Here is a 23,362-nt window from a genome sequence, read left to right on the forward strand (position 1 = left end):
GGGGCGTAAGCCCCTTTTTTTGTGCGCTTGTCTGGCGCGGGGCTTGATCGGCTACACCAGGGCCAAGGCGGCCAGCAACTGATCGATCTCGGCTGCGGTGGTGGTGATGTGGGTGCACGCCCGCAGGCAAGGTGGAGCGTCGAGGCTGCGAATCCACAGCCCCTGCTCACCCAGGTGCTGCACGGTGCGGCCAGCACCACCCCCTCGGCGCAGCCGGAAGCTCACCAGGCCGGCTGGCGGGGGCTCCTGCAGCAGGGTTTCCACCTCTGGCAGCTGCTGCAATCCTCGCCAGAGCAGGCCAGCCAGCTCGCGAATCCGCTCAAGGCGTTGCCCCTCCGTGCCTTCGGCTTCCAGCAGTTGAAGGGACTGATCCAACCCTGCAAACAGGGGGATGCAGGAGGTGGCCACCTCAAAGCGGCGGGCATCGGCGTGGAAGCCGCTGGAGCCATCGCCTTCGTGGCTGAGGCTGCGCCAGCCGATCAGGGTGGGCTGGCTCTGCGCCAGTAGCCGCGCCGAGAGGGCCGTGACGCCGAGACCCTCGGGGCCGCAACACCACTTGTGGCCGGTGCAGGCGTAGATGTCGGCGGCGGCCGCCGCTTCCGCCACCGGGATCGCCCCCAGGCTCTGCGCAGCGTCAACGAGCAGCCAGGGCTGGTTGGTGTGGCGGTTGAGCTGGGCGGCGACTGCCGCAATCGGCATCCGCTGGCCGGTGTTCCAGAGCAGGTGCGACAGCACCACCAGCCGGGTGCGGGGCGTGAGGGCCGCCGCCAGGCGTTCCTGCACGGCGATAGCCGCTTGCTCGGGGCTGCCGGTGAGATCGCTCACCGGCAACGACTCGATCGTCAGCTGGTGCCGCCGGGCCAGCTCCCGGCAGGCGGCCACCACCCCGGGATGCTCGCAGTCACTGATCAGCAGGCTTTCGCCCGCCTGCCAGGGCAGGCCCCAGAGCGGCAGCACGCACCCGGAGGTGACGTTTTCGGTGAAGGCCAGCCGCTGGGCCGGTACCCTTAGCCACTGGGCGAGCCGCTGGCGCAAGCCGGCAGTGGTGGCTTCGATCGCAGGCCACACGGCCGTGGTGAAGGGGCCCAACTCCTGAATCGTCTGCCAACTGGCGGTGATCGCCTGCAGCGATGGGGTTGGCAGGGGGCCCTGGCCGCCGTAATTGAAGTAGGTCTTGTTGGCCAGGGCAGGCATGAGCGCCCGCAAGGCCAGGCCGATCGGTTGGGCCGTCAATCCGGTTGGGTTATCAATGGATCAGAGCACCTGGCCCACCATCACGGCCGCCACGGCCGAAAACAGGGTGATGCCGAGGGCGGTGAGGGGGTTCTGGCCCTGGGCTACCGCCAGGCTGGTGATCAGGCCAGCACCGATGCAGGCCACGGCCAGCTGGCTGGTGAGTTCGCCGCGATCGCGGGGGGCGGGATTGGGCAGCACGGCAGGGATCTCGGCTGTTGGCGACCGTAGGCCGATCGTTTCGGCTCGACCCGGTTGGGCCCACGCCTTGTTACCTGGCGTCGGAGTTCGTTACGGGCCGCAATCTGCAGCGGCTTGAGCCAGGCTCGCCGGACGGGCACGGCCGCTGCTGGCCCAGATCTGCAGGGCCTCGAGTTGCTCCCGCGCGGTGCGCGAGAGGGGCACCACCTGGCTGGCGGCGGCGATCAGGTCGGCTTCGCCAAACTCCCGCTGCTGCGCGAAGGCCAGGTGCATGGCCTCGATCACCGTCTGCTCCAGTTCGGCGCCCGAGAAGCCCACAGTGCGGTCCACCAGCACATCCAAGGGAATGGCGTGGGCGGGCCGGCGCCGGCGCAACTGCAGATCCAGGATGGCGCGGCGCTCGGCGGGGCTGGGCAGATCCAGCAGAAAGATCTCGTCAAAGCGGCCCTTGCGCAGCAGCTCGGCCGGCAGTTTGTCGACGCCGTTGGCGGTGGCCACCACGAACACGGCGCTGGTTTTCTCCGCCATCCAGGTGAGCACTGTGCCCAGCACCCGTTGGCTGGTGCCGCCGTCGCTGCGCGAATCGCCGCCAAAGCCCTTGTCGATCTCATCGATCCAGAGCACGCAGGGGGCCATCGCCTCAGCGCGCTGGATCATGTCGCGGGTGCGGGCCTCCGACGCCCCCACCAGGCCGGCGAACAGGCGGCCCACATCGAGGCGCAACAGCGGCATGCTCCAGCTGTGGGCGATCGCCTTGGCCGTGAGCGATTTGCCCGTGCCCTGGGGCCCCACCAGCAGCACGCCTCGGGGTAACGGCAGGCCGTAGCGCATCGCCTCCTCGCTGAAGGCCATGTGACGCTGCTCCAACCAGTGCTTGAGGGCATCAAGGCCGCCGATGTCGGCAGGGGTGGCCTCGCTGGGGCAGTACTCCAGCAGTTCGCTCTTGGCGATCGCCTGACGCTTTTCCTCCAGCACCTCCGCCAGATCCTCCTCCCCGAGCTGGCCACGGCGCGCCAGGGCCCGGGCGGCCAGCTGCCGCACCCGCTGTTCGCTGAGGCCATGGCAGGCGGCGGTGAGTTGGGCCGCCACAACCGGATCGAGGGGCAGGCCACTGGCGCGGGCGATCGTGCTCAGCAGTTGGCGGATCTCCTCGGCATCCGGCAAGGGCAGATCCAGCAGGGTGATGCTGTCTTCCAGCTCCCGCGGCACCGCCCAGTCGGGGGCCGTGATCACCAGGGTGCGGGGGGCCTGGCGCAGGCTGGAGGCGAGGTTGCGCAGCCGGCGGCAGACGCCAGCGTCGTCGCAGTAGCGATGGAAATCGCGTAGCACCAGCAGGGCGCCCTGCTCTGGAGGCAGGGGATCGAGGCAGGCCAGCGCCGCCATCGGGTTGCGGGCCCCTTCCCCGCTGCGGTTGGGGGCGCCGCTGAGGCCGTCGATGAAGTCCCAGCGCAGCAGGGTGCGGCCCCCCAGCCTCTGGGCGGCCTGCTCCAGCAGGCTGTCGACCCGTTCCTCTTCAAGGCTGCGGATCCACAGGATCGGCGTGCGGGCGCGGATCAGCAGATCGAGTTGGTCGGCCCAGCTTTCGTTCACGGCGGCAGGCCTAGGAGCGCAGGCCCTGCAGGGCCTGCCAGCGGGGATCGATGCCGGAGCTGTCGCTGGTCCAGGTGGCCGGCCCGGGGCAGTCGCTGCCGCAGTGGTTGACGATCGGCAGCTGCAGGTTGAGCTGCTCAAAGATCCAGTGCTCTGGATCGAAGCTGCCACGGGGATCGAGCTGCTCCATCAGGCCGCCGTCATCGCCCTCGCCCTCCAAGGCCACCGGATCGCTGGTGGCAGGTTCGCCGATCCAGAGCAGCTCCTTACCGGAGGCCCGCAGCGGCCGGTTGAAGTGCTGCAGGCAGCGGTCGCAGCAGAGGGTCACGATCGTGTCCACTTCGCCTTCCACCTCCAGCACGGTGCCGCGATGGGTGGCGTGCAGCTGGCCGCGCACCGGGGTGAGGCTGTCCAGGCCGGCAATCGGCTGGTTGACCAACCAGTGGCGTCCGGCGTCGAGGTGCTTGAGCTCCTGCAGGGGAACGGGATGCAGGGGCAGGTCGGGCACGCTGGACACGGCAATCGGGGTGCTGCGGGTTACTTCTTGCCCTTCGGTTCGAAGGGCAGGCGGCCGCCACTGGCACTGACGGTGACCGTCTGTTGGGCCATCTGTTGATCAAGGATGGCCTGCAGGTTGTCGGGCAGGGCCTCACGGCTGAGCAGGAAGGTCTGCAAGGCCTGGAAGATGTTGGCCACCACCATGTAGAGCAGCACCCCGGCCGGCAGGGGGAAGAACAGGAACATGCCGGTGATCATCACCGGGGTGATCTTGTTGGCCGTGGACTGCTGGGGGTTGGCCGGCATGCCCATGCCCGAGAGGATCTGGGAGGCGAACAGGCTGGCGCCGAAGCCCGCCACCAGGATGGCGATGTCCCAGTTGACCGCGCCGTCGGTGTAGAAGCCCACCTGGCCCAGGGCCTTGATGAACAGGAAGCCGCTGCGGGCCGCCAGGCCGGGGATCTTGGCCTCCACAGTGGCGTCGCCGGTGGTCAGGGCGGTGATGGTGCCATCGGCGGCCACGCTCACCACGCCCTCACCCTTGGTGACGCTCCAGGTGGGGGTGAAGGCATCGCCGTTGTCGACGTCGCCCAACACCGCAGCGAAGCTCTCACCGTCTTTGGTGTGCAGCTTCACCTGGGCCGCATCACCCACGCCGAGCTTGGTGCCGCCCTCAAGGCTGGCGATCACCGGCACATGGCTGGTTTCGGTGATGAAGATGGAATGGCTGGCGCTGTTGAACGGCTTGGGTTCCACCGCCGCGATCTGCTCGGCCGGCAGCACCTTGAGGTTGAGGGTGTAAGGCACATCGGCAAACGGTGAGCCCCGCAGGGTGGCGAACAGGGCGAACAGGATCGGCATCTGCACCAGCAGGGGCAGGCAGCCCGCCAGGGGGCTGCCGAACTCCTTCATCAACTGCCCCAGTTCCTCCTGCTGCTTCTGGGGGTTGTTGGCGTATTTGGCCTTGATCTCGGCTTGCCGCTTCTGCATGGCGGGCTGGGCAATCCGCATCCGACGGGCGTTGCGGATTGAACCGGCGCTCAAGGGAAACAGCGCCAGGCGGATCACCACCGTGAGCGCAATGATCGCCAGCCCGTAGCTGGGCACCAATCCATAGAAGAAATCGAGGATCGGGAGCAGCAGGTTGTCGGAGATGTAGCCGATCACGGCAGAGGGGCTCTGGGGGTAGGGGGAGGGAGCATGGGCTCAGTTTGACTGATGGTCTAGGCGGCCATGCCCTTGGGTGTGGAGGCCTTGGCCTGGCGGCGCTCCTCGATGTAGGTCTCCAGCTCGCGGAACCGCGGCACCGCCCGCATCTCCAGCTTGGAGCCGTCGGTGAGCACCAGCACCATGTCGCCCCAGAGGCCGAAGCCCCGCGGCACACTGCGCACCTCGCGGATCTGGCTGTACACCACCTGGGTGCGGTCGCGGCCCAGCCAGCCGCCATTCACTTCGATGCGGCGGCTGGTGATCCGGAAACGCAGCCACAGGGCCCGCACAATCGCGCCCACGGCGAAGGGGATGCCGATCAGCGTGAGCCCCAGGAGCAGGTTGAACACCAGATCTCCCTTGGCGGGCCCGCCCTCGTAGAACACGGTTTCCTGGATGGTGGCGCCGGTGCCTGTGCTCATGGCGTCAGACCTGCTTGCTGGAGGAGTTGGCTGCATTCTCCCAGCAGGGCCTCTGGGGTGAGATCGGCGCTGCCCGGTTTGAGGCTCAGCAGCAGCCACAGGCAGCGTTCGGAGACAGCGGGTGGCTGGGCCAGCAGGTGGGCGTGGAGCAGACGGCGCAGGCGGTTGCGGCGCACGGCCCGCTTGTGCACCTTGCTGCTGACCACCACACCACAACGCCAGGGACTGGGCGGGCAGGTTTGCTGCTCGACGGGAAGCAACTGGGGCTGGGCCTCCAGAATCCGGAGCAGCACAAAAGGGCCGTGGAAGCGACGGCCCTTTTGATACATCCGGTCAAACACCCTTTGCCCCTTCAACCGGTGGCACTGGGGCAGGGCCAAGGGCCTTAAACGGCGAGGCGGGCCCGGCCGCGGCGACGGCGGGTGCGGATCACGCGACGGCCGGTGTGGGTGCGCATGCGCACGCGGAAGCCAGACACACGCTTGCGCTTACGGCTTGTTCCTTCCAGGGTGCGCTTGGTCATGACTGGCTGCTCGCTGCGCTCGTCGCGTCGGTAGTGGGCGTTGGGGCCAACCTATCAGGCGGGGTTGGCGGACTAAGCGGGAGGCAGGCTCAGTTGTTGGGCGGATCGATCTGGATCAGCCAGCTGCCCAGGTAGCCGGCCATCGGCACGTCGCCAGGGGCCTGGGCCAGGGCATTGAACTGATACATGCCGATGTTGAACGGGTTGAAGATGTTCATGTACACCCCGATCGTGCCGGTGTCGGGCACGGGGGTGTCGGGGAAGATCTCGATAGCCCTGCCGTTCTCGGCGATCTCAATGGTGGCCGGGATCGTTTCCTGGCACCTGGTGCGCGACATCATGCCGCCTTCACTCATCTTGCAAAGCTTGACCCGCTTGGGATCGATTTTGGCGTCGAAGTAGCTGGGGATGGTGATGCTCAGCTTGAGGATGGCGGTTTTGCGATCCTTCGGTTTGAGGATCAGGTAGTACTCCGAGCGCTTGAGGCGCTGGGTATCGGTCATGAAGTAGTAGAGCTTGCGGTAGTCCTTGGTGTTGTCCCAGCGGAACTCCATCAAGCTCGGTGTGCCCTGGGCCAGCACTCCTGCGGGCTGGGTGCTGAGGGCGACGGCGCCGGCTCCGGCCAGGGCGGCAAGGCTCAGCAGGGGGCGCAGGGAAGGGAAACCCATCAGGGCGATACCGATCAAGACCACAATTCTCGTCAGCTGGCAGCGACCCAGGTGGCCGTGGTGGCCGGACCCACAGGTGGCGGGGTCAGTGTTGGACCCGGTCGGGGCGCAGGCGGGCGGCCTCCCGCAGGTAGGGGTGCACGGGCGTCCGCTCCGGGTGCAGCCAGGCATGGGCCAGCAGCCGGATGCAGCGGGGCAGATCGCCCGCCACCACCATCTGCTGGCAATCGAGCAGGGCCACCTGCTCCCAGCCGGCCTGGCGTCGGGCGATGGCGGCCGGGAAGCAGGCATCGAGGTCGCGGGTCACCGAAAAGGTGACCGACACCACCTGCGCTCCTGCCAGGCCGTTGCGTGCCACCAGCGCATCCACCAGTTCGGCCACCGCCACCTCGATCGCCTCGGCGGAGTTGGCGTCGGCAGTGGTGGCCCCGCGCAGGGCCCGTAGGACAAACCCCTGACTCATGGCCGGTAGAGCCACAGGGGTTGGCCGCTCCAGGCCAGCTCCAGGCTGAGGGCCGCCAGCAGGCCCCGCAGCTGGCTGCGCCCGGGAATCAGGCCGCCGAAGCGCTTCGGCGGGCTGCCGAAGGTGATCGGGCGGGTTTTCTCCGGGTCGAGCTCCGCCAGCTCAGCGGCCAGCCGCCGTGCTGCCTCCTCGTCGCCAAGCACATCCACCAGGCCCAGCTCCTTGCCCTGGACACCACTGAACACACGGCCATCGGCAAAGCCGCGCACCGCCTCCTGGCTGAGCCCCCGTCCGGTGGCCACCGCATCCACAAACTGGTCGTAGCTGGAATCAATCAGGCTTTGCAGCAGCTCCCGTTCGCCGTCGGTGAGGGCGCGATCGGGGGAGAGGATGTCTTTGTAGAGGCCGCTCTTGACGGTTTCGAAGCTCACCCCCACCCGCTCCAGCAGCTTGGAGAGGTTGTTGCCCCGCAGGATCACGCCGATGGAGCCGGTGATCGTGCCGGGGTTGGCCACGATTTGTTCGGCGGCCACGCCGATGTACACCCCGCCCGAGGCGGAGATGTTGCCGAAGCTGGCCACCACCCGGCAGCCCTTCTCCCGCAGGCGCAACAGGGCGCTGTGGATTTCCTGGCTGTCGCCCACGGTGCCACCGGGGCTGTCGATGCGCAGCAGCAGGGCGGGGCACTCCCGCTGCTCCACCTGACGCAGGGCCTTGAGCACCCGCTGGCGGGTGGGGCCGGCAATCGGGCCTTCGATGGCGATGCGCGCCAGGGTGCGACGGGTCTTACGGCGCCAGGGCCAGGGCATTTCGGCGGTGTGAAGTGGTTGGATCTTAAAAAGAAAGCCTTCACCGGCCCGGAAGCACCATGCCCCAGGCCCTGCGTTGGCCCCTGATGCTGCTGCCCTTTGCGCTCTGGGGCACGGCCATGGCAGCGATGCGGCCCCTGCTGGAGGGCGGCACTCCCCTGCAGGTGGCCAGCTTGCGCCTGCTGCCCGCCGGTGCCCTGGTGCTGCTGGCCGCGGTGCTGCTGGGGCGGCCCCTGCGCATTGCCGCCGCCGACTGGCCCTGGCTGCTCGCCTTCGCCCTGGTGGACGGCAGCTTGTTTCAGGCCTTGTTGGCTCAGGGGCTCGGTCAGACCGGAGCGGGTTTGGGGTCGGTGCTGATCGATTCCCAGCCCCTGCTGGTGGCTCTGCTGGCCCGCAGCCTGTTTGGCGAGGCGATCAACCCGGTGGGCTGGGTGGGCCTGCTGGTGGGCCTGCTGGGGATTTGTTGCCTTGGCCTGCCAGCGCCGGTGCTGCGCCACTGGTGGCTGGATGGCCCAGCCGCCCTGGGGGAGCGGGCCTGGAGCCATGGGGAGTTGTGGATGCTGGCGGCGGCGGCGGCCATGGCCCTCGGCACGGTGCTGAGCCGCTATGCCAGCCGCGAGAGTGATCCGGTGGCGATCACCGGTTGGCATTTGCTGCTGGGCGGCCTGCCGCTGCTAGGCGGGGTTGCCCTGCAGGGGCCGCTGCTGCCGGCCTGGAGCCCGACTGACTGGGCTCTGATGGCCTACGCCACCGTGTTGGGCAGTGCTTTGGCATACGGGTTGTTTTTCTGGTTTGCCAGCAGCGGCGATCTCACCGGCTTCACGGCCCTCACCTTTTTAACGCCGGTGTTTGCCCTGCTCTGTGGCGTGCTGCTGCTGGATGAGCAGTTGCGGCCGCTGCAGTGGCTGGGGGCGGTGCTGGCCCTGGCCTCGGTGCTGTTGATCAACCGGCGCCAGCAGCTCTGGCAGGGCACGCCCCTTTTGGAGCAGTCCTGATGCGGCTCCTGGTGGTGAGCACCCCGGTGGGGGCCCTGGGCAGTGGCCGTGGTGGCGGCGTGGAGCTCACCCTGGCCAGCCTGGTGGCAGGGCTGCTGGAGCTGGGCCACCGGCTCACGGTGCTGGCGGCGGAGGGCTCGGTGTTGCCCCCTGCCTGTGCCGCCGCCGCGCTGTGGACCTGCAGCGGCAGCTCCCAGCCCAGTGCCCAGCATCAAGAACGGGCCGCGCCGATCACGATGCCGGCCGACGGCCTGCTGCCCCGCTTCTGGCGCCGGGTTCTGGCCGAGGCGCCGGCGGCGGGATTCGATGCGGTGCTCAACCTGGCCTACGACTGGTTGCCCTTCTGGCTGACGCCGCTGGCGGAGCTGCCGATCTTTCACCTGGTGAGCATGGGCTCGGTGAACGACGCGATGGATGCGGTGATCGCCGAGATCGCCGCCTGGGATCAGCGCCGCCTGGCCTTCCACACCGCTGCACAGGCCGCCGATTTCGCCCTGCCTGCCCCGCCGGTGCTGGTGGGCAATGGTTTCGATCTCAGTGCCTATGGGTTTTGCGCCGAGCCCGAGCCGCTGCTGGGCTGGGCTGGGCGCGTGGCGCCGGAGAAGGGCTTGGAGGATGCGGCGGCGGCGGCGGCGCAGCTGGGCTTGCCCCTGGCGGTGTGGGGCCTGGTGGAAGACCAGGCCTATGCGGCGGCGGTGGAGGCCTCGGTGCCGGCCGGCACGCTGCAATGGCGGGGCTTCCTGCCCACCGTGCAGTTGCAGCAGCAGCTGGGCCGCTGCCGGGCCCTGCTCAACACGCCCAAGTGGAACGAGGCCTACGGCAACGTGGTGGTGGAGGCGATGGCCTGCGGGGTGCCGGTGGTGGCCTACCGACGCGGCGGGCCCGGCGAGCTGGTGCAGCCGAGGGTGAATGGGCTGTTGGTGGAGCCCGACAACGTGGTGGCCTTGGCAGCGGCGGCGGCTGAGGTGGGCGCGATCGATCGGCGCGCCTGCCGGCAGTGGGTGGAGGCCCATGCCTCGCGGGCGGTGCTGGCTGAGCGGGTGGAGGCGTGGTTGCTGGCGGGTTTGGATTTGTGAAACGGTTTGTTCAACGCACGCTGGGGCCGAAATGTTGATGCCTCCTTGCCCTGGCCGTGCAAGCCTCAAACGCCGGTCTGGATGCTTGGTCGACTAAGTTGGTTGACTGAGTGAAGTTGATCGCAGCCATGCGGCAGGTGAACATGCACGAGGCCAAAACGCACCTCTCGCGGCTGGTGGATGAGGCAGCAGCAGGCGAGCCGTTTGTGATCTGCAAGGCCGGCCGTCCAATGGTCCGCGTCACCCCCCTCAGCGAAGCGGGCGCTGCTGCGGCACCGCTGCGGCGCCTGGGCTTGCTGGCCGGTCAGTGCCAGGTGCCCGACGACTTTGATCAGCTGGGCGCTGCCGAGATCGCCGATCTGTTTGAAGGGGCCTGAGGCCAGCAGATGCGCTTGCTGCTCGATACGCATCTGTTGGTGTGGGCGATGGGCTCGCCCGAACGGCTGCCAGCGGCCCTGTCGGCGATGCTGCAGGATCCTGCCAACACGCCGGTGTTCAGTGTGGCCAGCCTGTGGGAGCTGGTGATCAAACAGGCGCTCGGGCGGCCCGATTTCCACGTGGAGCCGGCCGTGCTGCGCCGTGCCCTGCTTGATGGCGGCTGGCAGGAACTGCCGATCCAGGCCCATCACACCCTGGCAGTGGCCGCACTGCCGCCCCTGCATCGCGATCCCTTTGATCGGCTGTTGCTGTCTCAGGCCAGCGCCGATGGCCTGCTGTTGATTACGGCCGATCAGCAACTGGCGGCCTATCCGGGGCCGGTGCGGCTGATGGGCTGAATGTTCCCGAGGCTGTCAGGTCCGTCTGAGCAGCATGCAGGATCAGCTCCGGCCTGCCCCCCCACCACCGGGCGCACCGCCCTTCAGTACTTTGAGCACTTCGGCGAAACGCCCTCTGCCACAGCGCGCAACGTCAACTAAACGGCGCTGGGTGTTGCTGCTCACCCTGGCGATCGGCCTGGTGCTGTTTGTGTGGCAGCTGGGCAGCACCGGCCTGGTGGATGAAACGCCGCCCCTGTTTGCCGCTTCTGCCCGGGCGATGGCCGACACCGGCGATTGGCTGATCCCCCGCGTCAACGGTCTGCCCCGCTACGACAAGCCGCCGCTGGTGTACTGGCTGATGGGGGCCCTCTACGCCCTGCCCGGCCAGGAGGCATGGAACCCGCTGGGCACCTGGGCGGCGCGGCTGCCCTCGGCCCTCGCCAGCATGGCGCTGATGCTCGGCCTGGCTCACACCCTGCTGCGCTGGCCCCAGCGCTCCGCAGGCCAAGCGGCCACAGCCCTGGCGGCGGCCCTGGCCTACGGTCTCTCGCCGCTGGCCTTGGTTTGGGGCCGGATCGCGGTGAGCGATGCCCTGCTGGCGGGCTGCCTGGGCTTCAGCCTGCTGCTCAGCTGGCGCTGCTACGCCGCTGGCGAGAGCACAGGAGGGCGCCATTGGTGGCAGCCCTGGCTGGTGCTGGGGCTGGCGGTGCTGGCCAAGGGGCCGGTGGCGGTGGTGCTGCTGGGGCTCACGCTCCTTTTGTTTGGCTGGTTGCAGGCGGATCTGGCCGGGCTCTGGCGGCGGCTGCGGCCCCTGCCGGGGCTGGCGCTCACGGCACTGGTGGCGTTGCCTTGGTATGGCGCGGCGCTGCTGGTGGAGGGGGAGCCCTTCTGGCGCAGCTTTTTCGGCTACCACAACCTGCAGCGCTTCACGGCGGTGGTGAACAACCACCAGGCGCCTTGGTGGTTTTTTGGCCCGGTGCTGGTGATCGCCAGCCTGCCGCTCACCCCCGTGCTGCTGCTGGGGCTGGCCCAGGGCATCGGCCGCCTGCGCTGGCGCAGGCGGCCGGCTGAGCCCCTGGCGCCCGAGCAATCCCTGCAGCGCTTCGCCGCCTGCTGGCTGCTGGCGGTGCTGCTGTTTTTCAGCGCTGCGGCCACCAAGTTGCCCAGCTACTGGCTGCCGGCCACCCCGGCGGCGGGCCTGCTGGTGGCGCTGGCCGCCCAGCGGGGCGGTCGCTGGGCCTGGGGGTTGAGCCTTGTGCTCACGGGAGTGGTGGCGGGGGGATTGGCGGCCGGGCCGCTGTGGCTGCCGCTGATTGATGCTCCAGAGATGCCCTCCCTGGTGGCTGAGCTGCTGGCTGCCCCCTGGGTGCCGTTGGGGGCTGCGTTTTGGGCCCTGGCGCTGCTGCTGGGGGCCTGGGCCGGCTGGCGCCGGGGCGCTCTGGTGGGTCTGCTGGCGTTGCAGTTGCCGCTGGTGGCGTTTGTGCCGGTGGTGCTGTTGCCGCTGGTGGGGCTGGGCGATCGGCTGCGGGCCCAGCCCGTGCGCGAGCTGGCGGCAGCGGCCACGGCGGCCCGCGCGGCCAGCAGGCCAGGCGAACCCCTGGCGATGGTGGGCTTGCTCAAGCCCTCGCTGCACTACTACAGCCGCCAGGTTGTGCTCTACGAGGGTGCCGAGCCCGCCGATCTCGTGAACCTGGCCGATCGCCTGGCCCGCGAGCACCGCCCCGGCCTCAATCCCCAGCCACCCGCCGCCGGCCGCAGCCTGCTGCTGGTCATCGATCACGGCACCGCTGAGCTGCCCTACTGGCAGCAGCTCAACCCCCAGCGCCTCGATGCCCGCGGCCCCTACGCCCTCTGGCGGCTGGAGCGCTCCAGCCTGGAGCGGCGCGCCGCAGCCCTGCGTCGTCTGGGTGTGGTCGCCACCTGGGAGGAGCCCAGGCCGGAGCGCTACTGATCCTGATCTGCTCTTTGTGGAGCTGGCGTTTGTGGGTGTCAGGTGGTTGGGGTTGGGCCCAGGTCCCGTTGGCGGCAGAAGCTGCAGTGGCCCCAGCGGGCCATCTCGCCGGCAGGTGCCGGGCTGGCGCAGTTTGGGCAGGTGGCCATGCCATGCACGTCCACCCGGCTGGGGTGGGCGGCCCACACCTCCGCTTCCTGCAGGCCGCCCGGCGCAACGGCGGCACTGGCGTGGTGCTGCTCCAGGCGCAGGTCGCGCACCGTGAAGCCCTGGGCGCGCAGGGCTCCCAGCAGCTGGTGGCGGTTGTATTGCAGGGCCTGCAGCCAGGGGCCGGGGGCTGCCCCCACGGTGAGCAGGCCGCTGTGCAGCCGCAGGGGCCGGCAGTGGGGCGCCAGCTGGGCGCCGGCGATGCGCGGCCAGGCCTGCCACAGGGCCGCCAGATGGCCACCCTGCTGCCAGCGCTGCTCCAGCTCCCGCAGGCAACTGCCCAGGCCGCTGGCGGGCGGCCGCGGCGCCGGCACCAGCAGGCTGAGGTTGCCGATCTGGCGGGTTTGCTGACGGGAGGCCTTGGCCATGGGCCGAGGTTATTCGGGGTGCGGCAATCCCGCTGGTGAACTGCAGCCGGGCCTGGCTACCCTCAAGCCTCGCCCCCGCCGACTCCGATGGGCTTTTTCGATCGCCTCAGCCGCCTGATCCGTTCCAACGCCAACGCGGTTGTCGGAGCCATGGAGGATCCCGCCAAGATCCTCGACCAGTCGGTGGCCGACATGCAGTCGGACCTGGTGAAGCTGCGCCAGGCGGTGGCCACGGCCATTGCCAGCCAGAAGCGCATTCAAAATCAGGCCGAGCAGGCTGAAGCCCAGGCCAAAACCTGGTACGAACGGGCCGAGCTGGCTCTCCAGAAGGGCGAGGAAGACCTGGCCCGCGAGGCCCTCGGGCGTCGCAAAACCTGCCAGGACACCGCCACGGCCCTGAACACCCAGCTGCAGAGCCAGGCGGGTCAGGTGGAGCAGCTCAAGAAGAGCCTGGTGGCTCTGGAAAGCAAGATCGCCGAGGCCAAAACCAAAAAGGACATGCTCAAGGCCCGGGCCCAGGCAGCCCAGGCCCAGGAGCAGCTGCAGAGCGCCGTGGGCAACCTCGGCACCAACAGCTCCATGGCCGCCTTCGAGCGCATGGAGGAAAAGGTGCAGACCCTGGAGGCCCGCAGCCAGGCGGCTGCCGAGCTGGCCGGCGCCGATCTCGAAAGCCAGTTTGCGGCCCTGGAAGGGGCGCCCGAGGTGGATGACGAGCTGGCGGCGATGAAGAACCGCCTGGCTGGTGGCGTGACCGCGCCGCAACTGGAGCCCGTCAAGGTGAGTGAGCTGGATCCGGAGCTCGAGGAGCTCAAGCGCTCGATCGACAAACTCTGAGGTTCGTCTGGGAGGTTCCGTCCAGGCTGGGCGCTCCGCCCAGAGGATCCCTTCCATACAATCGCCCTATGCACTCGTCGATTCAGGCCCTGCCGTGACTGTTGTTCATCTCACCGATGCCAACTTCCAAGCCGAAGTGCATGAGTCGGCCACCCCGGTGCTGGTGGATGTGTGGGCCGAATGGTGCGGCCCCTGCCGGCTGATGGCCCCGATGATGGACGCAATGGCGGCGGAATACGCCGGCCGTTTGACCGTTGGCAAGCTGGAAGCTGACGGCAACCCCATCAGCCGCGATGGGCTGCAGATCCAGGGCCTGCCCGCCCTGATCCTGCTTCGGGATGGTCAAGAGCTGGCTCGCCATGAGGGCGCCATGGCGAAACCACAGCTGAAGGCCTTTGTGGATGCCCATCTCTGAGCGGCTGTCGCGGCTCGGCAGCGGCGTTTTCGCCCGCAACGACCAGCGCAAATCAGCCTACTCGGCCCGGGCTGCCACCCAGGGCCTGCCGCCCCTGCTCGATCTCTCGCTGGGGTCCACCGACCTCCAACCTCCTGCGGCGGCGATCCAGGCCATCGCCGCCCAGCTCGGCCAGCCCGCCAGCGCTGCCTATTGCCTGCACGGAGCCACCCTGCCGTTTCGTCAGGCTGTAGCGGCCTGGGCCCTGCGGCGCTTCGGGGTGGCCGTGGATCCAGGCACCGAGGTGCTGCTGCTGGTGGGATCCCAGGAGGGCACGGCCCATCTGCCCCTGGCGGTGCTCAATCCCGGTGATCGGGCCCTGTTGCTCGATCCCTACTACCCCTCCCACATGGGTGGGCTGCACCTGGCCTCGGCCGAGCCTGTGCTGCTGCCGCTGGATTCGGCGGCAAGTTGGCGGCCCGATTTCGAGGCCCTCAGCACCGAGCAGTGGGATGCCCTCAAGCTGATGGTGCTCGGGTTTCCCCACAACCCCACGGCCACCACCGGTGAGCAGGCCTGGGTCGATGAAGCTGCCGAGCGGGCTGTGCGCCATGGGCTGGTGTTCGCCCACGACAACCCCTACGTGGATCTGGCCCTCGATGGCGAAGCCCCGGCCCTGCTGCGCTCGCCCCACTGGCGAGAGTGCGGCATCGAATTTTTCTCCCTCTCGAAGAGCTGGTGCCTCGGCGGTTACCGCCTGGCTTTTGCCATCGGCGCGGAGTGGTTGATCACGGCCCTGCGCCAGCTCAAGGGCGTGGTGGATTTCAACCAGTCGCTGGCCCTGCAGGCCGGTGCCATCGCCGCCCTGGAGCAGGCGCCCGACTGGCCCCACCAGCTCCAAGCGGTGTACCGCGAGCGGCGCGATCGCATGGCTGCGGCCTTGGAGGCGGTGGGCTGGTCGGTGCGGCGGCCGTCGATGGCGCTCTACCTGTGGTTGGCGTTGCCGCCTCAGGCCCAGGCCCGCGGCTGGGACAGCGAAGCTGTCGCGGCGGCCCTTCTGGAGGCCACCGGTGTGGCCCTCACGCCCGGCAATGGTTTTGGCCCCGGTGGCGAGGGCTGGCTGCGCTTGGCGCTGGTGCACCCGGTGGAGGAGCTGGAAGCCGGTGCGGCCCGCATCGGCGCCTGGCTGGCCAGCCTTTGACCGTGCCGCCAGGCCTGGGCTGGCAGCTCCGGCGCCTGCCGGTGTGTGCCAGCACCGAGATCGAGCTGGATCGTTGGTTGGCGCAGCGGCAGGCCCAGGGCGCCCGCTTGGCGGTGCAAGCCCGGCGTCAGCGTTTTGGCCATGGCCAGCAGGGCCGCCCCTGGCTGTCTCCGGCTGGTGGGCTCTGGCTCAGTGCGTCCTTCCCCTGGGCCGAGGCGCTGCCGGGCTCGGCGGCCCTGGGGCTGGCGGTGGCGGTGGGGCTGGCCCAGCAGTTGGAGGCCCTGGGGCTGCCGGTGCAGCTCAAGTGGCCCAACGACCTGCTGGTGCAGGAGCGCAAGCTCGCCGGCCTGTTGCCGCGGCTGCGGTTGCGGGGCCAGCAGATCCGCTGGGCCCAGGTGGGGGTGGGACTCAACGGCTGCAACCGGGTGCCAGCTGGGGCCATCTCGGTGGCCCAGGCCCTCGGCTCTCGACGCCACCATCCTTGGGCCCGGCCGCAGCGCCTGCTGGGCCTGGTGCTCGCCGGCCTCGATTGGGCCGTCGCCCACGCCCACCAACCCGAGTCCGTGCGGCGTGCCGCCGAGGCCCGGCTGTGGCGGCCGGCAGCGGGCTGGTGGCACGACGGCCAGCTCTGGCAGGTGCTTGGCTTGACCACCGATGGGCGCCTGCGCCTGGCCCGCGGCAGCCAGGAGCTGACCCTGCAGCGCCACTTCTGAGGCGCCATTCCTCAGGGGGCTGTTGCCGCCGGATCTGGCCGATCGGCGGAGATTTTTACACTGGGCCCCATGAGTGATCCGATCAGCCAGCGCCAATCCTCCCGCGCCAAGGCGATGTTGGCGCTGCTGCCTGTGGTGACGGCACCCTTACTGGGGGTGGGGTTGGCCTGGGGTCAGGACCAGCTCACCCCGGCGCCGGTCAGTCCGGAGCTGCCGCCGCCGGTGCCCGTGGCCCTGCCGCTGCGGCCCGATGCCAGCCAGTTGGCGCCTGCTCGCCCCCCTGCCCGCTTTGATGCCTCCCTCGACGCCCTGGTGCGCGATGGGGTGGTGAGTCCGGCGGAGCGGGCTCGGATCCGCTCCGGTGGCGGGATGACCCCCTTCAACGTGCCGGCCCACCAGCAGGCCTGCCGCAGCGGTGCCCTGTCCCAGCAGGAGTGCAGCAGTGGTGTGGTGGTGCGCTGGCGCGGGCGCCTCAACAACGAAGCCGGGGCTGGGGAGTCAGTCCGCCTCGGCCTGGATGGACGCCCCCTGCCGCCGCTCACCGTGCCGGTGTCGGCCCTGCTGGCGGGGTCCGGCGGCAGCTTCCGGCTAGCCGACGTGTTCGGCGTGACGCCCCGGCCGGCACCGATCGGCGGCAATGGCAACCGGAAATTGCTGTTCCCCCTGATCGGCTCGGCCGTAACCAGCAGCAATTTCGGCTACCGGCTGCACCCCATCCTCGGCAGCTGGCTGATGCATGCCGGCCGGGATTTGGCGGCCCCGGAAGGTACGCCGGTGGTGGCGGCCCTGAGCGGCCGGGTGGTGAGCAGTGGCTTGGCCGGCGGCTACGGCCTCGCCATTGAGGTGGAGCACGACCGGCCGCGGCGGCGCACGTTGTATGGCCACCTCAGCGAGCTCTACGTGAAGGAGGGCGATCGGGTGCGCCAGGGCGAGGTGATCGGCCGGGTGGGCAGCACGGGCCTGAGCACCGGTCCGCATCTGCACTTCGAATTGCGGCTGCCTAGCGATGGCGGCTGGATGGCCGTGGATCCCGGCGATCTCGACCCCGGCCAAGGCGCCGCCGGCAGTGATGCCATCGCCCTGTTGATGGGCCAGCTGCTCCAGAGCCTGGAGCGGCCCGCCGCCAACCCGGCGAATCAGGGTTGATCACAACGGCTGGCTGGCGGGCGGACGGCTGCGGCCTGCCAGTTGGGCGGATCAGGTTTGTTGAACACGTTGTGCAACAAACCCAAGATCGGTTTTGGAGTTGGCTTCCACCTGCTGGCCGCCCCTTCAGCTGAGGATCCGCCCGTCGCGGAAGCGCACGATCTTTTCTGCCCGGGCTGCCACGTCGTCTTCGTGGGTCACGATCACCACGGTCATGCCGCCGCGATGCAGGGCATCGAAGATGTCCAGCACTTCGGCGGTGGTCTGGGAATCGAGGGCGCCGGTGGGCTCGTCGGCCAGCAGCAGCGCCGGCTGGTTGATGATCGCCCGGGCGATGGCCACCCGTTGCTGTTGGCCCCCGGAGAGCTGGTTGGGTTTGTTGTGCAGCCGTTGGGCCAGCCCCACCCGCTCGAGCGCTGCCTGGGCCCGTCGCAGCCGTTCGGCGGCGGGCACCCCTGCGTACACCATCGGCAGCATCACGTTGTCGAGGGCGCTCAGCTGGGGCAGCAGGTGGAACTGCTGAAACACAAAGCCCAGATCTCGGTTGCGCAGGTCGGCCAGCTGGTCGTCGCTGAGCCCATCCACCGGGGTGTCATTGAGGCGGTAGCTGCCAGCGGTGGGTCGGTCGAGGCAGCCGAGGATGTTCATGGCGGTGCTTTTGCCCGAGCCGGAGGCTCCCATCACGGCCAGGTAGTCGCCCCGGTTCACGGTGAGGTCCACGTGGTCGAGGGCTCTGACGGCCATCTCGCCGCTGCCATAGATCTTGTCCACGCTGATCAGTTCGGCGACCGGTTTGGGCAAGGGCTAAACAACGAGTTGGAGAAGGCTATCGGCGCCATTGCCTTGCCTGGCTCAATGACACCAGCATGGCGTGAGCTTGAGACTCACACCGGATCCAATTGGATCATCAGGGTTAGGACGTCGATGGGAGAAGGGCGAAACCCCAGCGATCGGTAGAACCCTGCAGCCCGATCATCCAGAGCGTGCACCAGCAGTGCTTTGGCACCGATCAGTTGGCGCGCCTTCAGACTTCGGCTCAGCGCATCCGCCACCAGGGCCCTGCCCAGGCCTTTCCCTTGATAACGCTGGTCCACCGCCAGCCTGCCCATCACCAGCACGGGTAAAGGATTGGGCGTGTTGCGCCTCAGCCGGTTCGGTACGTCAGAGAGCAGGATCGCGCCAGCCGAAAGGCAGCTGTAAGCAATCACGACCTTGCTGTCCTCCAGGCAAACCACCACCGTTCGAGACACCCCCTCCCGCTCGTTTTGGCGGGCGCGGTGAGTCAGCCAGCGGTTGAGCGGGGCATCGCCGCAATCAAAGTCTCCGAGTTGATGTTGATCCCCCAGGGATTCAGGAGCCTGCATGCCAGGGGCGTGGGGCAGCGAGCAGTTGTTGGATGGCGGCCTGGTCTTGTGCCTTCAAGGCCGGATCGTTGAGGTCGTTGAGCAGCGCGGTGCTTTGTTCATCACCCAAAGAGAACACCGTGCGCTCGAGCAGCACGTCACGGGCACGCTCCTGGCAGCAGCGCAGCATGAACTCGGTGCGACTGACGCCTTCGGCAGCAGCGGCCTGATCAATCAGCTGCCGCTGTTCACTGCTGGCCCGAAGCTGCAGCACCTGATCCCTGCCCATCGCGCCCCAGTGGTTGTAATGACATTGTACTGAGCCTTGACCGCTTCGTTTGGCCGGTCAGCCAATCGCCTGCACCAGCATTGGCGTGCCGGTGACGGCTTCGCTGGCCCAGACGAACAGCGGGTTGGACAGGATGCCGCCCACGGCGGTGACGATCACGCAGCCCACCAGGGCGGTGCGCAGGGCGGGCAGGCCGGCGACGCTCCAGCTGATCTCCGGATAGGCCTTCACCACCTCGGAGGCGTCCTGGGGCTCCTTCACCACCATCATCTTGATCACCGAGATGTAGTAGTAGATCGACACCACCGAGGTGACCAAGCCCACCACCACCAGCAGGTATTGGTGGTCGGCCCAGCCGGCGAAGAAGAGGTAGATCTTGCCGAAGAAGCCCAGCATCGGCGGAATCCCACCGAGCGACAGCAGGCAGAGGCTCAGCCCCAGGGTGATCAGTGGATCCTTCTGGTAAAGGCCGGCGTAGTCGGCGATCCGGTCGCTGCCGGTGCGCAGCGAAAACAGGATGATGCAGGCAAAGGCGCCCAGGTTCATGAACAGGTAGGCCGCCATGTAGAGCACCATCGCGGCGAAGCCGTCCTCGGTGCCGCACACCAGGCCGATCATCACGAAGCCGGCCTGGCCGATGGAGCTGTAAGCCAGCATCCGCTTCATCGAGGTTTGGGCCAGGGCCACCACGTTGCCCAGCACCATGCTCAGCACCGCTAACACGGTGAACAGCAGCTTCCACTGGGCATCGAAGCTCTCGAAGCAGCCCACCAGGATGCGCAGGGCCAGGGCGAAGCCGGCCGCCTTGGATCCTACCGACAGAAACGCCACCACCGGGGTGGGCGAGCCCTCGTAGACGTCGGGGGTCCACTGGTGGAAGGGCACCGCCGCGATCTTGAAGGCCACCGTGGCGAGCACAAACACCAAGGCCAGGGCGGTCACGGGCGAGGCACTGGTGCGCAGGGCCACCGCCACCGCATCGAGGCCCGTGGCGCCACCGGTGAGGCCGTAGAGCAGGGAGGCGCCGTAGAGAAACACCGCCGCCGCCGCCGAGCCCACCAGGAGATATTTCAACGCCGCCTCGGAGCTGCGGGCGTCTCGCTTCATGTAGCCCGCCAGCAGGTAGCTCGACACCGACAGGGTTTCGAGCGACACGAAGATACTCACCAGGTCGGTGGCGCCGCACAGGAACATCGCCCCGAGGGTGGCGGCCAGCAGGATGCCGGCGAATTCGCCCACCGGGGTGCCGCTGCGCTCCACGTAGCGCCAGCTCAGCATCAGGGAGATCAAGGTGGAGGCCGCCACCACCGCCCGGAAGGCGATGGCGAGTTTGTCGGCCAGGAAGGAGCCCACGAAGGAGGGCTGCAGATCCGGCGTGTTCCACTGCAGCGCCAGCAGCACCAGGGCACTTCCCAGGCCGGCGTAGCAGATCGGTGGCACCCAGCGGCTGGCGGCCTTTTCACCGGCCAAGTCCACCAGCAGGCAGGTGAGCAGGGCGATCAGCACCGCTGCTTCCGGGGCGATTGCGCCGGCGTTGAGCTGCAGATTCAGCGCCCCGGTTCCGGCACCACTGCCGATGGCATCGGCCACGGTGGAGAGGGCGCCAAGCAGAAACATCAGGGAGACGGCGGCGAGGTGGGATCTGTGATCTCGGGGACTGTAGCCGCGCTTCGCAGCCAACCCGGTCCCTGGATGCGATAAAGAGGGGAGCGGTTATGCGCTGGTCTGTGGGTCACACCCTGGTCATTGTCGAAAGTCCCACGAAGGCCCGCACCATTCGCGGCTTCCTTCCCAAGGACTTCAAGGTGGAAGCCTCGATGGGGCACGTGCGCGACCTGCCCAACAACGCCAGTGAGATCCCGGCGGCCCACAAGGGTGAGAAGTGGGCCAACCTCGGCGTGAACACCGCCAACAACTTCGAGCCCCTCTACGTGGTGCCGAAGGACAAGAAGATAGTGGTGAAGGAGCTCAAGGATGCCCTCAAGGGCGCCGACCAGCTGCTGCTAGCCACCGACGAAGACCGGGAAGGCGAATCGATCAGCTGGCACCTGCTGCAGCTGCTCAGCCCCAAGGTGCCGGTGAAGCGCATGGTGTTCCACGAGATCACCAAAGAAGCCATCGGTCGGGCCCTGGAGCAGACCCGCGAGCTCGACATGGAGCTGGTGCACGCCCAGGAAACCCGCCGCATTCTCGATCGGTTGGTGGGCTACACCCTCTCGCCGCTGCTGTGGAAAAAGGTGGCGTGGGGGCTGAGCGCCGGCCGCGTCCAGTCGGTGGCGGTGCGCCTGCTCGTGCAGCGCGAGCGGGCCCGCCGGGCCTTCAGGAGCGGCAGCTACTGGGACCTCAAGGCCCGGCTGGAGCAGGCCGGCGCTGGCTTTGAGGCCAAGCTGAGCCAGCTGGGCGGCGTGAAGATCGCCGGTGGCTCCGATTTCGATGAGAGCACCGGAGCCCTCAAGGCCGGCAGCAAGGTGCGACTGCTGAGCGAGGCCGAGGCCAAAGCCCTTCAGGCCCAGGTGCAGGGCGCCGCCTGGACCGTGGCGGAGGTGGAGGAGAAGCCCACGGTGCGCAAGCCCGTGCCCCCCTTCACCACCAGCACCCTGCAGCAGGAGGCCAACCGCAAGCTGCGGCTCTCGGCCCGCGAAACCATGCGCACCGCCCAAGGGCTGTACGAGCGCGGCTTCATCACCTACATGCGCACCGATTCGGTGCACCTCAGCGACCAGGCGATCAACGCCGCCCGCAGCTGCGTGGGCGCCAAATACGGCAAGGACTATCTGAGCCCGTCTCCCCGCCAGTTTTCCACCAAAGCCCGCAACGCCCAGGAGGCCCACGAAGCGATCCGCCCCGCCGGTGAGAGTTTCCGCGATCCCGCCACCACCGGCCTCGATGGCCGCGATCTGGCCCTCTACGAGCTGATCTGGAAGCGCACGGTGGCCAGCCAGATGGCTGACGCCCGGCTCACCATGCTGGCGGTGGAACTGCAGGCCGACGGCGGCGCTCTTGGCCCTGCCAGCTTCCGCGCCTCCGGCAAGCGCATCGACTTCGCCGGCTTCTTCCGCGCCTACGTGGAGGGCTCCGATGATCCCGATGCCGCCCTGGAGGGCCAGGAGGTGCTGCTGCCGGCCCTGAAGGTGGGCGATCGCCCGGCCTGCAAGGCGGTGGAGGCCCTCGGCCACCAAACCCAGCCCCCCGCCCGCTACAGCGAAGCGGCCCTGGTGAAGATGCTGGAAAAAGAGGGGATCGGCCGCCCCTCCACCTACGCCTCGATCATTGGCACGATCGTCGACCGGGGTTACGCCACCCTGGCGGGCAACGCCCTCACCCCAAGCTTCACGGCCTTTGCGGTCACGGCCCTGCTGGAGGAGCACTTCCCGGACCTGGTGGACACCAGCTTCACCGCCCGGATGGAGAACACCCTCGATGAGATCTCCCACGGCCAGGTGCAGTGGCTGCCCTACCTGCAGAGCTTCTACAAGGGCGAGCAGGGCCTGGAAACCCAGGTGGCCCAGCGCGAAGGCGACATCGATCCGGGGGTGTCGCGCACGGTGGAGCTCGAGGGCCTGCCTTGCGTGGTGCGCATCGGCCGCTTCGGTGCCTACCTGGAAACCAAGCGCGTGGCCGACGACGGCAGCGAAGAGCTGCTCAAGGCCACCCTGCCCCAGGAGATCACCCCGGCCGATCTAGATGCCGACAAGGCCGAGCTGATTCTCAAGCAGAAGGCCGATGGCCCCGAATCCCTGGGCGAGGATCCGGAAACGGGCGATCTGGTGTATCTGCTGTTTGGCCAGTACGGGCCCTACGTGCAGCGGGGCCAGGTGAGCGATGAGAATCCCAAGCCCAAGCGGGCTTCGCTGCCGAAGGGCGTCAAGCCGGAGGAGCTCAGCCTCGAGGATGCCCTAGGCCTGCTGCGGCTGCCGCGGCAGCTCGGGGAGCACCCCGATAGCGGCAAGATCGAGGCGGGCCTGGGCCGCTTCGGGCCCTACGTGGTGCACCACAAGGGCAAGGGCGAGAAGGACTACCGCTCCCTCAAGGCCGAAGACGATGTGCTGATGGTGGGCCTGAGCCGCGCCGTGGAATTGCTGGCCATGCCCAAGAAGGGCCGCGGCGGCCGCACCGCCCTGAAGGATCTCGGCACTCCGGAGGGGGGCGATGAGGCGGTGCAGCTGTTCGATGGCCCCTATGGCCTCTACGTGAAGCAAGGAAAGGTGAATGCGTCGTTGCCGGAGGGCACCACCGCCGACACCATCACCCTGGAGCTGGCCGTGGAGCTGCTCGCCGCCAAGGCCGCCACCGGCAAGGCCAAGGGCCGCAAGCCAGCTGCCGGCGCCGCCAAGAAGCCTGCTGCCAAAAAGCCCGCTGCCAAAAAGCCCGCCGCCAAAACCGCTGCTCCGAAGGCCCCCACCACCACCAAAACAGGCCGCCTGCGGGCCAGTGCGGTGCGCGTGATCCGGGCGGCCGACAGCTGATGGCC

General features: G+C 68.6%; 27 protein-coding genes. 11 read left to right on the forward strand and 16 right to left on the reverse strand.

All coding sequences use genetic code 11. The annotated features are described in order from the left end of the window. Positions 1–51 precede the first annotated feature (51 nt). The 11 genes from CJZ78_RS04405 to sppA form a co-directional block, all read right to left on the reverse strand. On the reverse strand, positions 52–1,194 hold the full coding sequence (locus CJZ78_RS04405; RefSeq protein WP_094559822.1) for an aminotransferase class V-fold PLP-dependent enzyme: 1,143 nt from the start codon (positions 1,192–1,194) through the stop codon (positions 52–54). A 60-nt stretch (positions 1,195–1,254) separates the two neighbouring features. Continuing rightward, the gene (locus CJZ78_RS04410) at positions 1,255–1,434 is read right to left on the reverse strand and encodes a hypothetical protein (RefSeq protein ID WP_094559691.1); all 180 of its coding nucleotides are present in this window, start codon (positions 1,432–1,434) and stop codon (positions 1,255–1,257) included. A gap of 90 nt (positions 1,435–1,524) precedes the next feature. Then, the gene (locus tag CJZ78_RS04415) at positions 1,525–3,024 is read right to left on the reverse strand and encodes an AAA family ATPase (RefSeq protein ID WP_094559692.1); all 1,500 of its coding nucleotides are present in this window, start codon (positions 3,022–3,024) and stop codon (positions 1,525–1,527) included. A gap of 10 nt (positions 3,025–3,034) precedes the next feature. Then, entirely contained in the window at positions 3,035–3,541 is a 507-nt protein-coding gene (locus tag CJZ78_RS04420; protein WP_233128485.1) for a DUF177 domain-containing protein, read from the reverse strand. Between the two features lie 20 nt (positions 3,542–3,561). Beyond that, on the reverse strand, positions 3,562–4,689 hold the full coding sequence (yidC, locus tag CJZ78_RS04425; RefSeq protein WP_094559693.1) for a membrane protein insertase YidC: 1,128 nt from the start codon (positions 4,687–4,689) through the stop codon (positions 3,562–3,564). Between the two features lie 56 nt (positions 4,690–4,745). Then, positions 4,746–5,153: a PH domain-containing protein gene (locus tag CJZ78_RS04430; RefSeq protein ID WP_094559694.1), complete on the reverse strand. Its 408-nt coding sequence runs from the start codon at positions 5,151–5,153 to the stop codon at positions 4,746–4,748. Next, positions 5,150–5,533 (reverse strand): ribonuclease P protein component, encoded by a 384-nt coding sequence (gene rnpA, locus CJZ78_RS04435; protein WP_094559695.1) that lies wholly within the window; start codon positions 5,531–5,533, stop codon positions 5,150–5,152. Before rnpA ends, CJZ78_RS04430 begins: the two co-directional genes overlap by 4 nt. Positions 5,534–5,538: 5 nt before the next feature. Next, on the reverse strand, positions 5,539–5,676 hold the full coding sequence (gene rpmH, locus CJZ78_RS04440; RefSeq protein ID WP_015108935.1) for a 50S ribosomal protein L34: 138 nt from the start codon (positions 5,674–5,676) through the stop codon (positions 5,539–5,541). Between the two features lie 89 nt (positions 5,677–5,765). After that, positions 5,766–6,344 (reverse strand): DUF2808 domain-containing protein, encoded by a 579-nt coding sequence (locus tag CJZ78_RS04445; protein WP_094559824.1) that lies wholly within the window; start codon positions 6,342–6,344, stop codon positions 5,766–5,768. Positions 6,345–6,429: 85 nt separating this feature from the next. After that, entirely contained in the window at positions 6,430–6,807 is a 378-nt protein-coding gene (gene aroH / locus CJZ78_RS04450) for a chorismate mutase (RefSeq protein ID WP_094559696.1), read from the reverse strand. Further along, on the reverse strand, positions 6,804–7,616 hold the full coding sequence (sppA, locus tag CJZ78_RS04455) for a signal peptide peptidase SppA (RefSeq protein WP_094559697.1): 813 nt from the start codon (positions 7,614–7,616) through the stop codon (positions 6,804–6,806). Before sppA ends, aroH begins: the two co-directional genes overlap by 4 nt. A 59-nt stretch (positions 7,617–7,675) precedes the next feature. Here sppA and CJZ78_RS04460 point away from each other — a divergent pair, with 59 nt between their 5' ends. The 5 genes from CJZ78_RS04460 (at position 7,676) to CJZ78_RS04480 (ending at position 12,396) form a co-directional block, all read left to right on the forward strand. Further along, a complete protein-coding gene (locus CJZ78_RS04460; RefSeq protein WP_094559698.1) occupies positions 7,676–8,611 on the forward strand; it encodes a DMT family transporter in 936 nt (311 codons plus the stop codon). Further along, on the forward strand, positions 8,611–9,687 hold the full coding sequence (locus tag CJZ78_RS04465; protein WP_094559699.1) for a glycosyltransferase: 1,077 nt from the start codon (positions 8,611–8,613) through the stop codon (positions 9,685–9,687). The genes CJZ78_RS04460 and CJZ78_RS04465 overlap by 1 nt, the downstream gene beginning before the upstream one ends. A 110-nt stretch (positions 9,688–9,797) precedes the next feature. Next, a complete protein-coding gene (locus CJZ78_RS04470) occupies positions 9,798–10,064 on the forward strand; it encodes a type II toxin-antitoxin system Phd/YefM family antitoxin (RefSeq protein ID WP_233128486.1) in 267 nt (88 codons plus the stop codon). Between the two features lie 9 nt (positions 10,065–10,073). Beyond that, positions 10,074–10,463 (forward strand): type II toxin-antitoxin system VapC family toxin, encoded by a 390-nt coding sequence (locus CJZ78_RS04475; protein WP_094559701.1) that lies wholly within the window; start codon positions 10,074–10,076, stop codon positions 10,461–10,463. Positions 10,464–10,614: 151 nt separating this feature from the next. Beyond that, positions 10,615–12,396 (forward strand): glycosyltransferase family 39 protein, encoded by a 1,782-nt coding sequence (locus CJZ78_RS04480; RefSeq protein WP_233128487.1) that lies wholly within the window; start codon positions 10,615–10,617, stop codon positions 12,394–12,396. A gap of 38 nt (positions 12,397–12,434) precedes the next feature. Here the strand turns inward: CJZ78_RS04480 and CJZ78_RS04485 are convergent, their stop codons facing one another. Then, the gene (locus tag CJZ78_RS04485; protein WP_094559703.1) at positions 12,435–12,971 is read right to left on the reverse strand and encodes a DUF721 domain-containing protein; all 537 of its coding nucleotides are present in this window, start codon (positions 12,969–12,971) and stop codon (positions 12,435–12,437) included. A gap of 87 nt (positions 12,972–13,058) precedes the next feature. Here CJZ78_RS04485 and CJZ78_RS04490 point away from each other — a divergent pair, with 87 nt between their 5' ends. From CJZ78_RS04490 to CJZ78_RS04510, 5 genes are all read left to right on the forward strand, one after another. After that, entirely contained in the window at positions 13,059–13,805 is a 747-nt protein-coding gene (locus CJZ78_RS04490; RefSeq protein ID WP_094559704.1) for a PspA/IM30 family protein, read from the forward strand. Positions 13,806–13,899: 94 nt separating this feature from the next. Beyond that, positions 13,900–14,220: a co-chaperone YbbN gene (locus tag CJZ78_RS04495; RefSeq protein ID WP_094559705.1), complete on the forward strand. Its 321-nt coding sequence runs from the start codon at positions 13,900–13,902 to the stop codon at positions 14,218–14,220. Then, positions 14,207–15,400 (forward strand): aminotransferase class I/II-fold pyridoxal phosphate-dependent enzyme, encoded by a 1,194-nt coding sequence (locus CJZ78_RS04500; protein WP_094559706.1) that lies wholly within the window; start codon positions 14,207–14,209, stop codon positions 15,398–15,400. The genes CJZ78_RS04495 and CJZ78_RS04500 overlap by 14 nt, the downstream gene beginning before the upstream one ends. A 2-nt stretch (positions 15,401–15,402) precedes the next feature. After that, positions 15,403–16,113 (forward strand): biotin--[acetyl-CoA-carboxylase] ligase, encoded by a 711-nt coding sequence (locus tag CJZ78_RS04505; RefSeq protein WP_233128508.1) that lies wholly within the window; start codon positions 15,403–15,405, stop codon positions 16,111–16,113. 69 nt (positions 16,114–16,182) lie between these two features. Further along, a complete protein-coding gene (locus CJZ78_RS04510) occupies positions 16,183–17,259 on the forward strand; it encodes a M23 family metallopeptidase (protein ID WP_233128488.1) in 1,077 nt (358 codons plus the stop codon). Between the two features lie 126 nt (positions 17,260–17,385). On the opposite strand, the gene CJZ78_RS04515 is transcribed toward CJZ78_RS04510, so the two are convergent. The 4 genes from CJZ78_RS04515 to CJZ78_RS04530 all read right to left on the reverse strand — a co-directional run bounded on the left by CJZ78_RS04515 (position 17,386) and on the right by CJZ78_RS04530 (position 20,508). Beyond that, complete coding sequence (locus CJZ78_RS04515) at positions 17,386–18,003, reverse strand: ABC transporter ATP-binding protein (protein ID WP_094559827.1); 618 nt, start codon at positions 18,001–18,003, stop codon at positions 17,386–17,388. Between the two features lie 140 nt (positions 18,004–18,143). Further along, positions 18,144–18,497 carry a GNAT family N-acetyltransferase gene (locus CJZ78_RS04520; RefSeq protein WP_198953842.1) on the reverse strand — a complete coding sequence of 118 codons (354 nt, stop codon included), beginning with the start codon at positions 18,495–18,497 and terminating at the stop codon, positions 18,144–18,146. A 112-nt stretch (positions 18,498–18,609) separates the two neighbouring features. Further along, positions 18,610–18,891, reverse strand: coding sequence for a DUF1778 domain-containing protein (locus CJZ78_RS04525; RefSeq protein WP_094559708.1), 282 nt, complete (start codon positions 18,889–18,891; stop codon positions 18,610–18,612). Positions 18,892–18,948: 57 nt separating this feature from the next. After that, entirely contained in the window at positions 18,949–20,508 is a 1,560-nt protein-coding gene (locus tag CJZ78_RS04530; protein ID WP_094559709.1) for an NAD(P)H-quinone oxidoreductase subunit N, read from the reverse strand. Between the two features lie 110 nt (positions 20,509–20,618). Here CJZ78_RS04530 and topA point away from each other — a divergent pair, with 110 nt between their 5' ends. Next, the gene (topA, locus tag CJZ78_RS04535) at positions 20,619–23,357 is read left to right on the forward strand and encodes a type I DNA topoisomerase (RefSeq protein ID WP_094559828.1); all 2,739 of its coding nucleotides are present in this window, start codon (positions 20,619–20,621) and stop codon (positions 23,355–23,357) included. Positions 23,358–23,362: the final 5 nt, after the last annotated feature.

Origin of the sequence: Synechococcus sp. 8F6 (genome assembly GCF_002252665.1) — a bacterium.
Taxonomy (GTDB): Bacteria; Cyanobacteriota; Cyanobacteriia; order PCC-6307; family Cyanobiaceae; genus Cyanobium_A.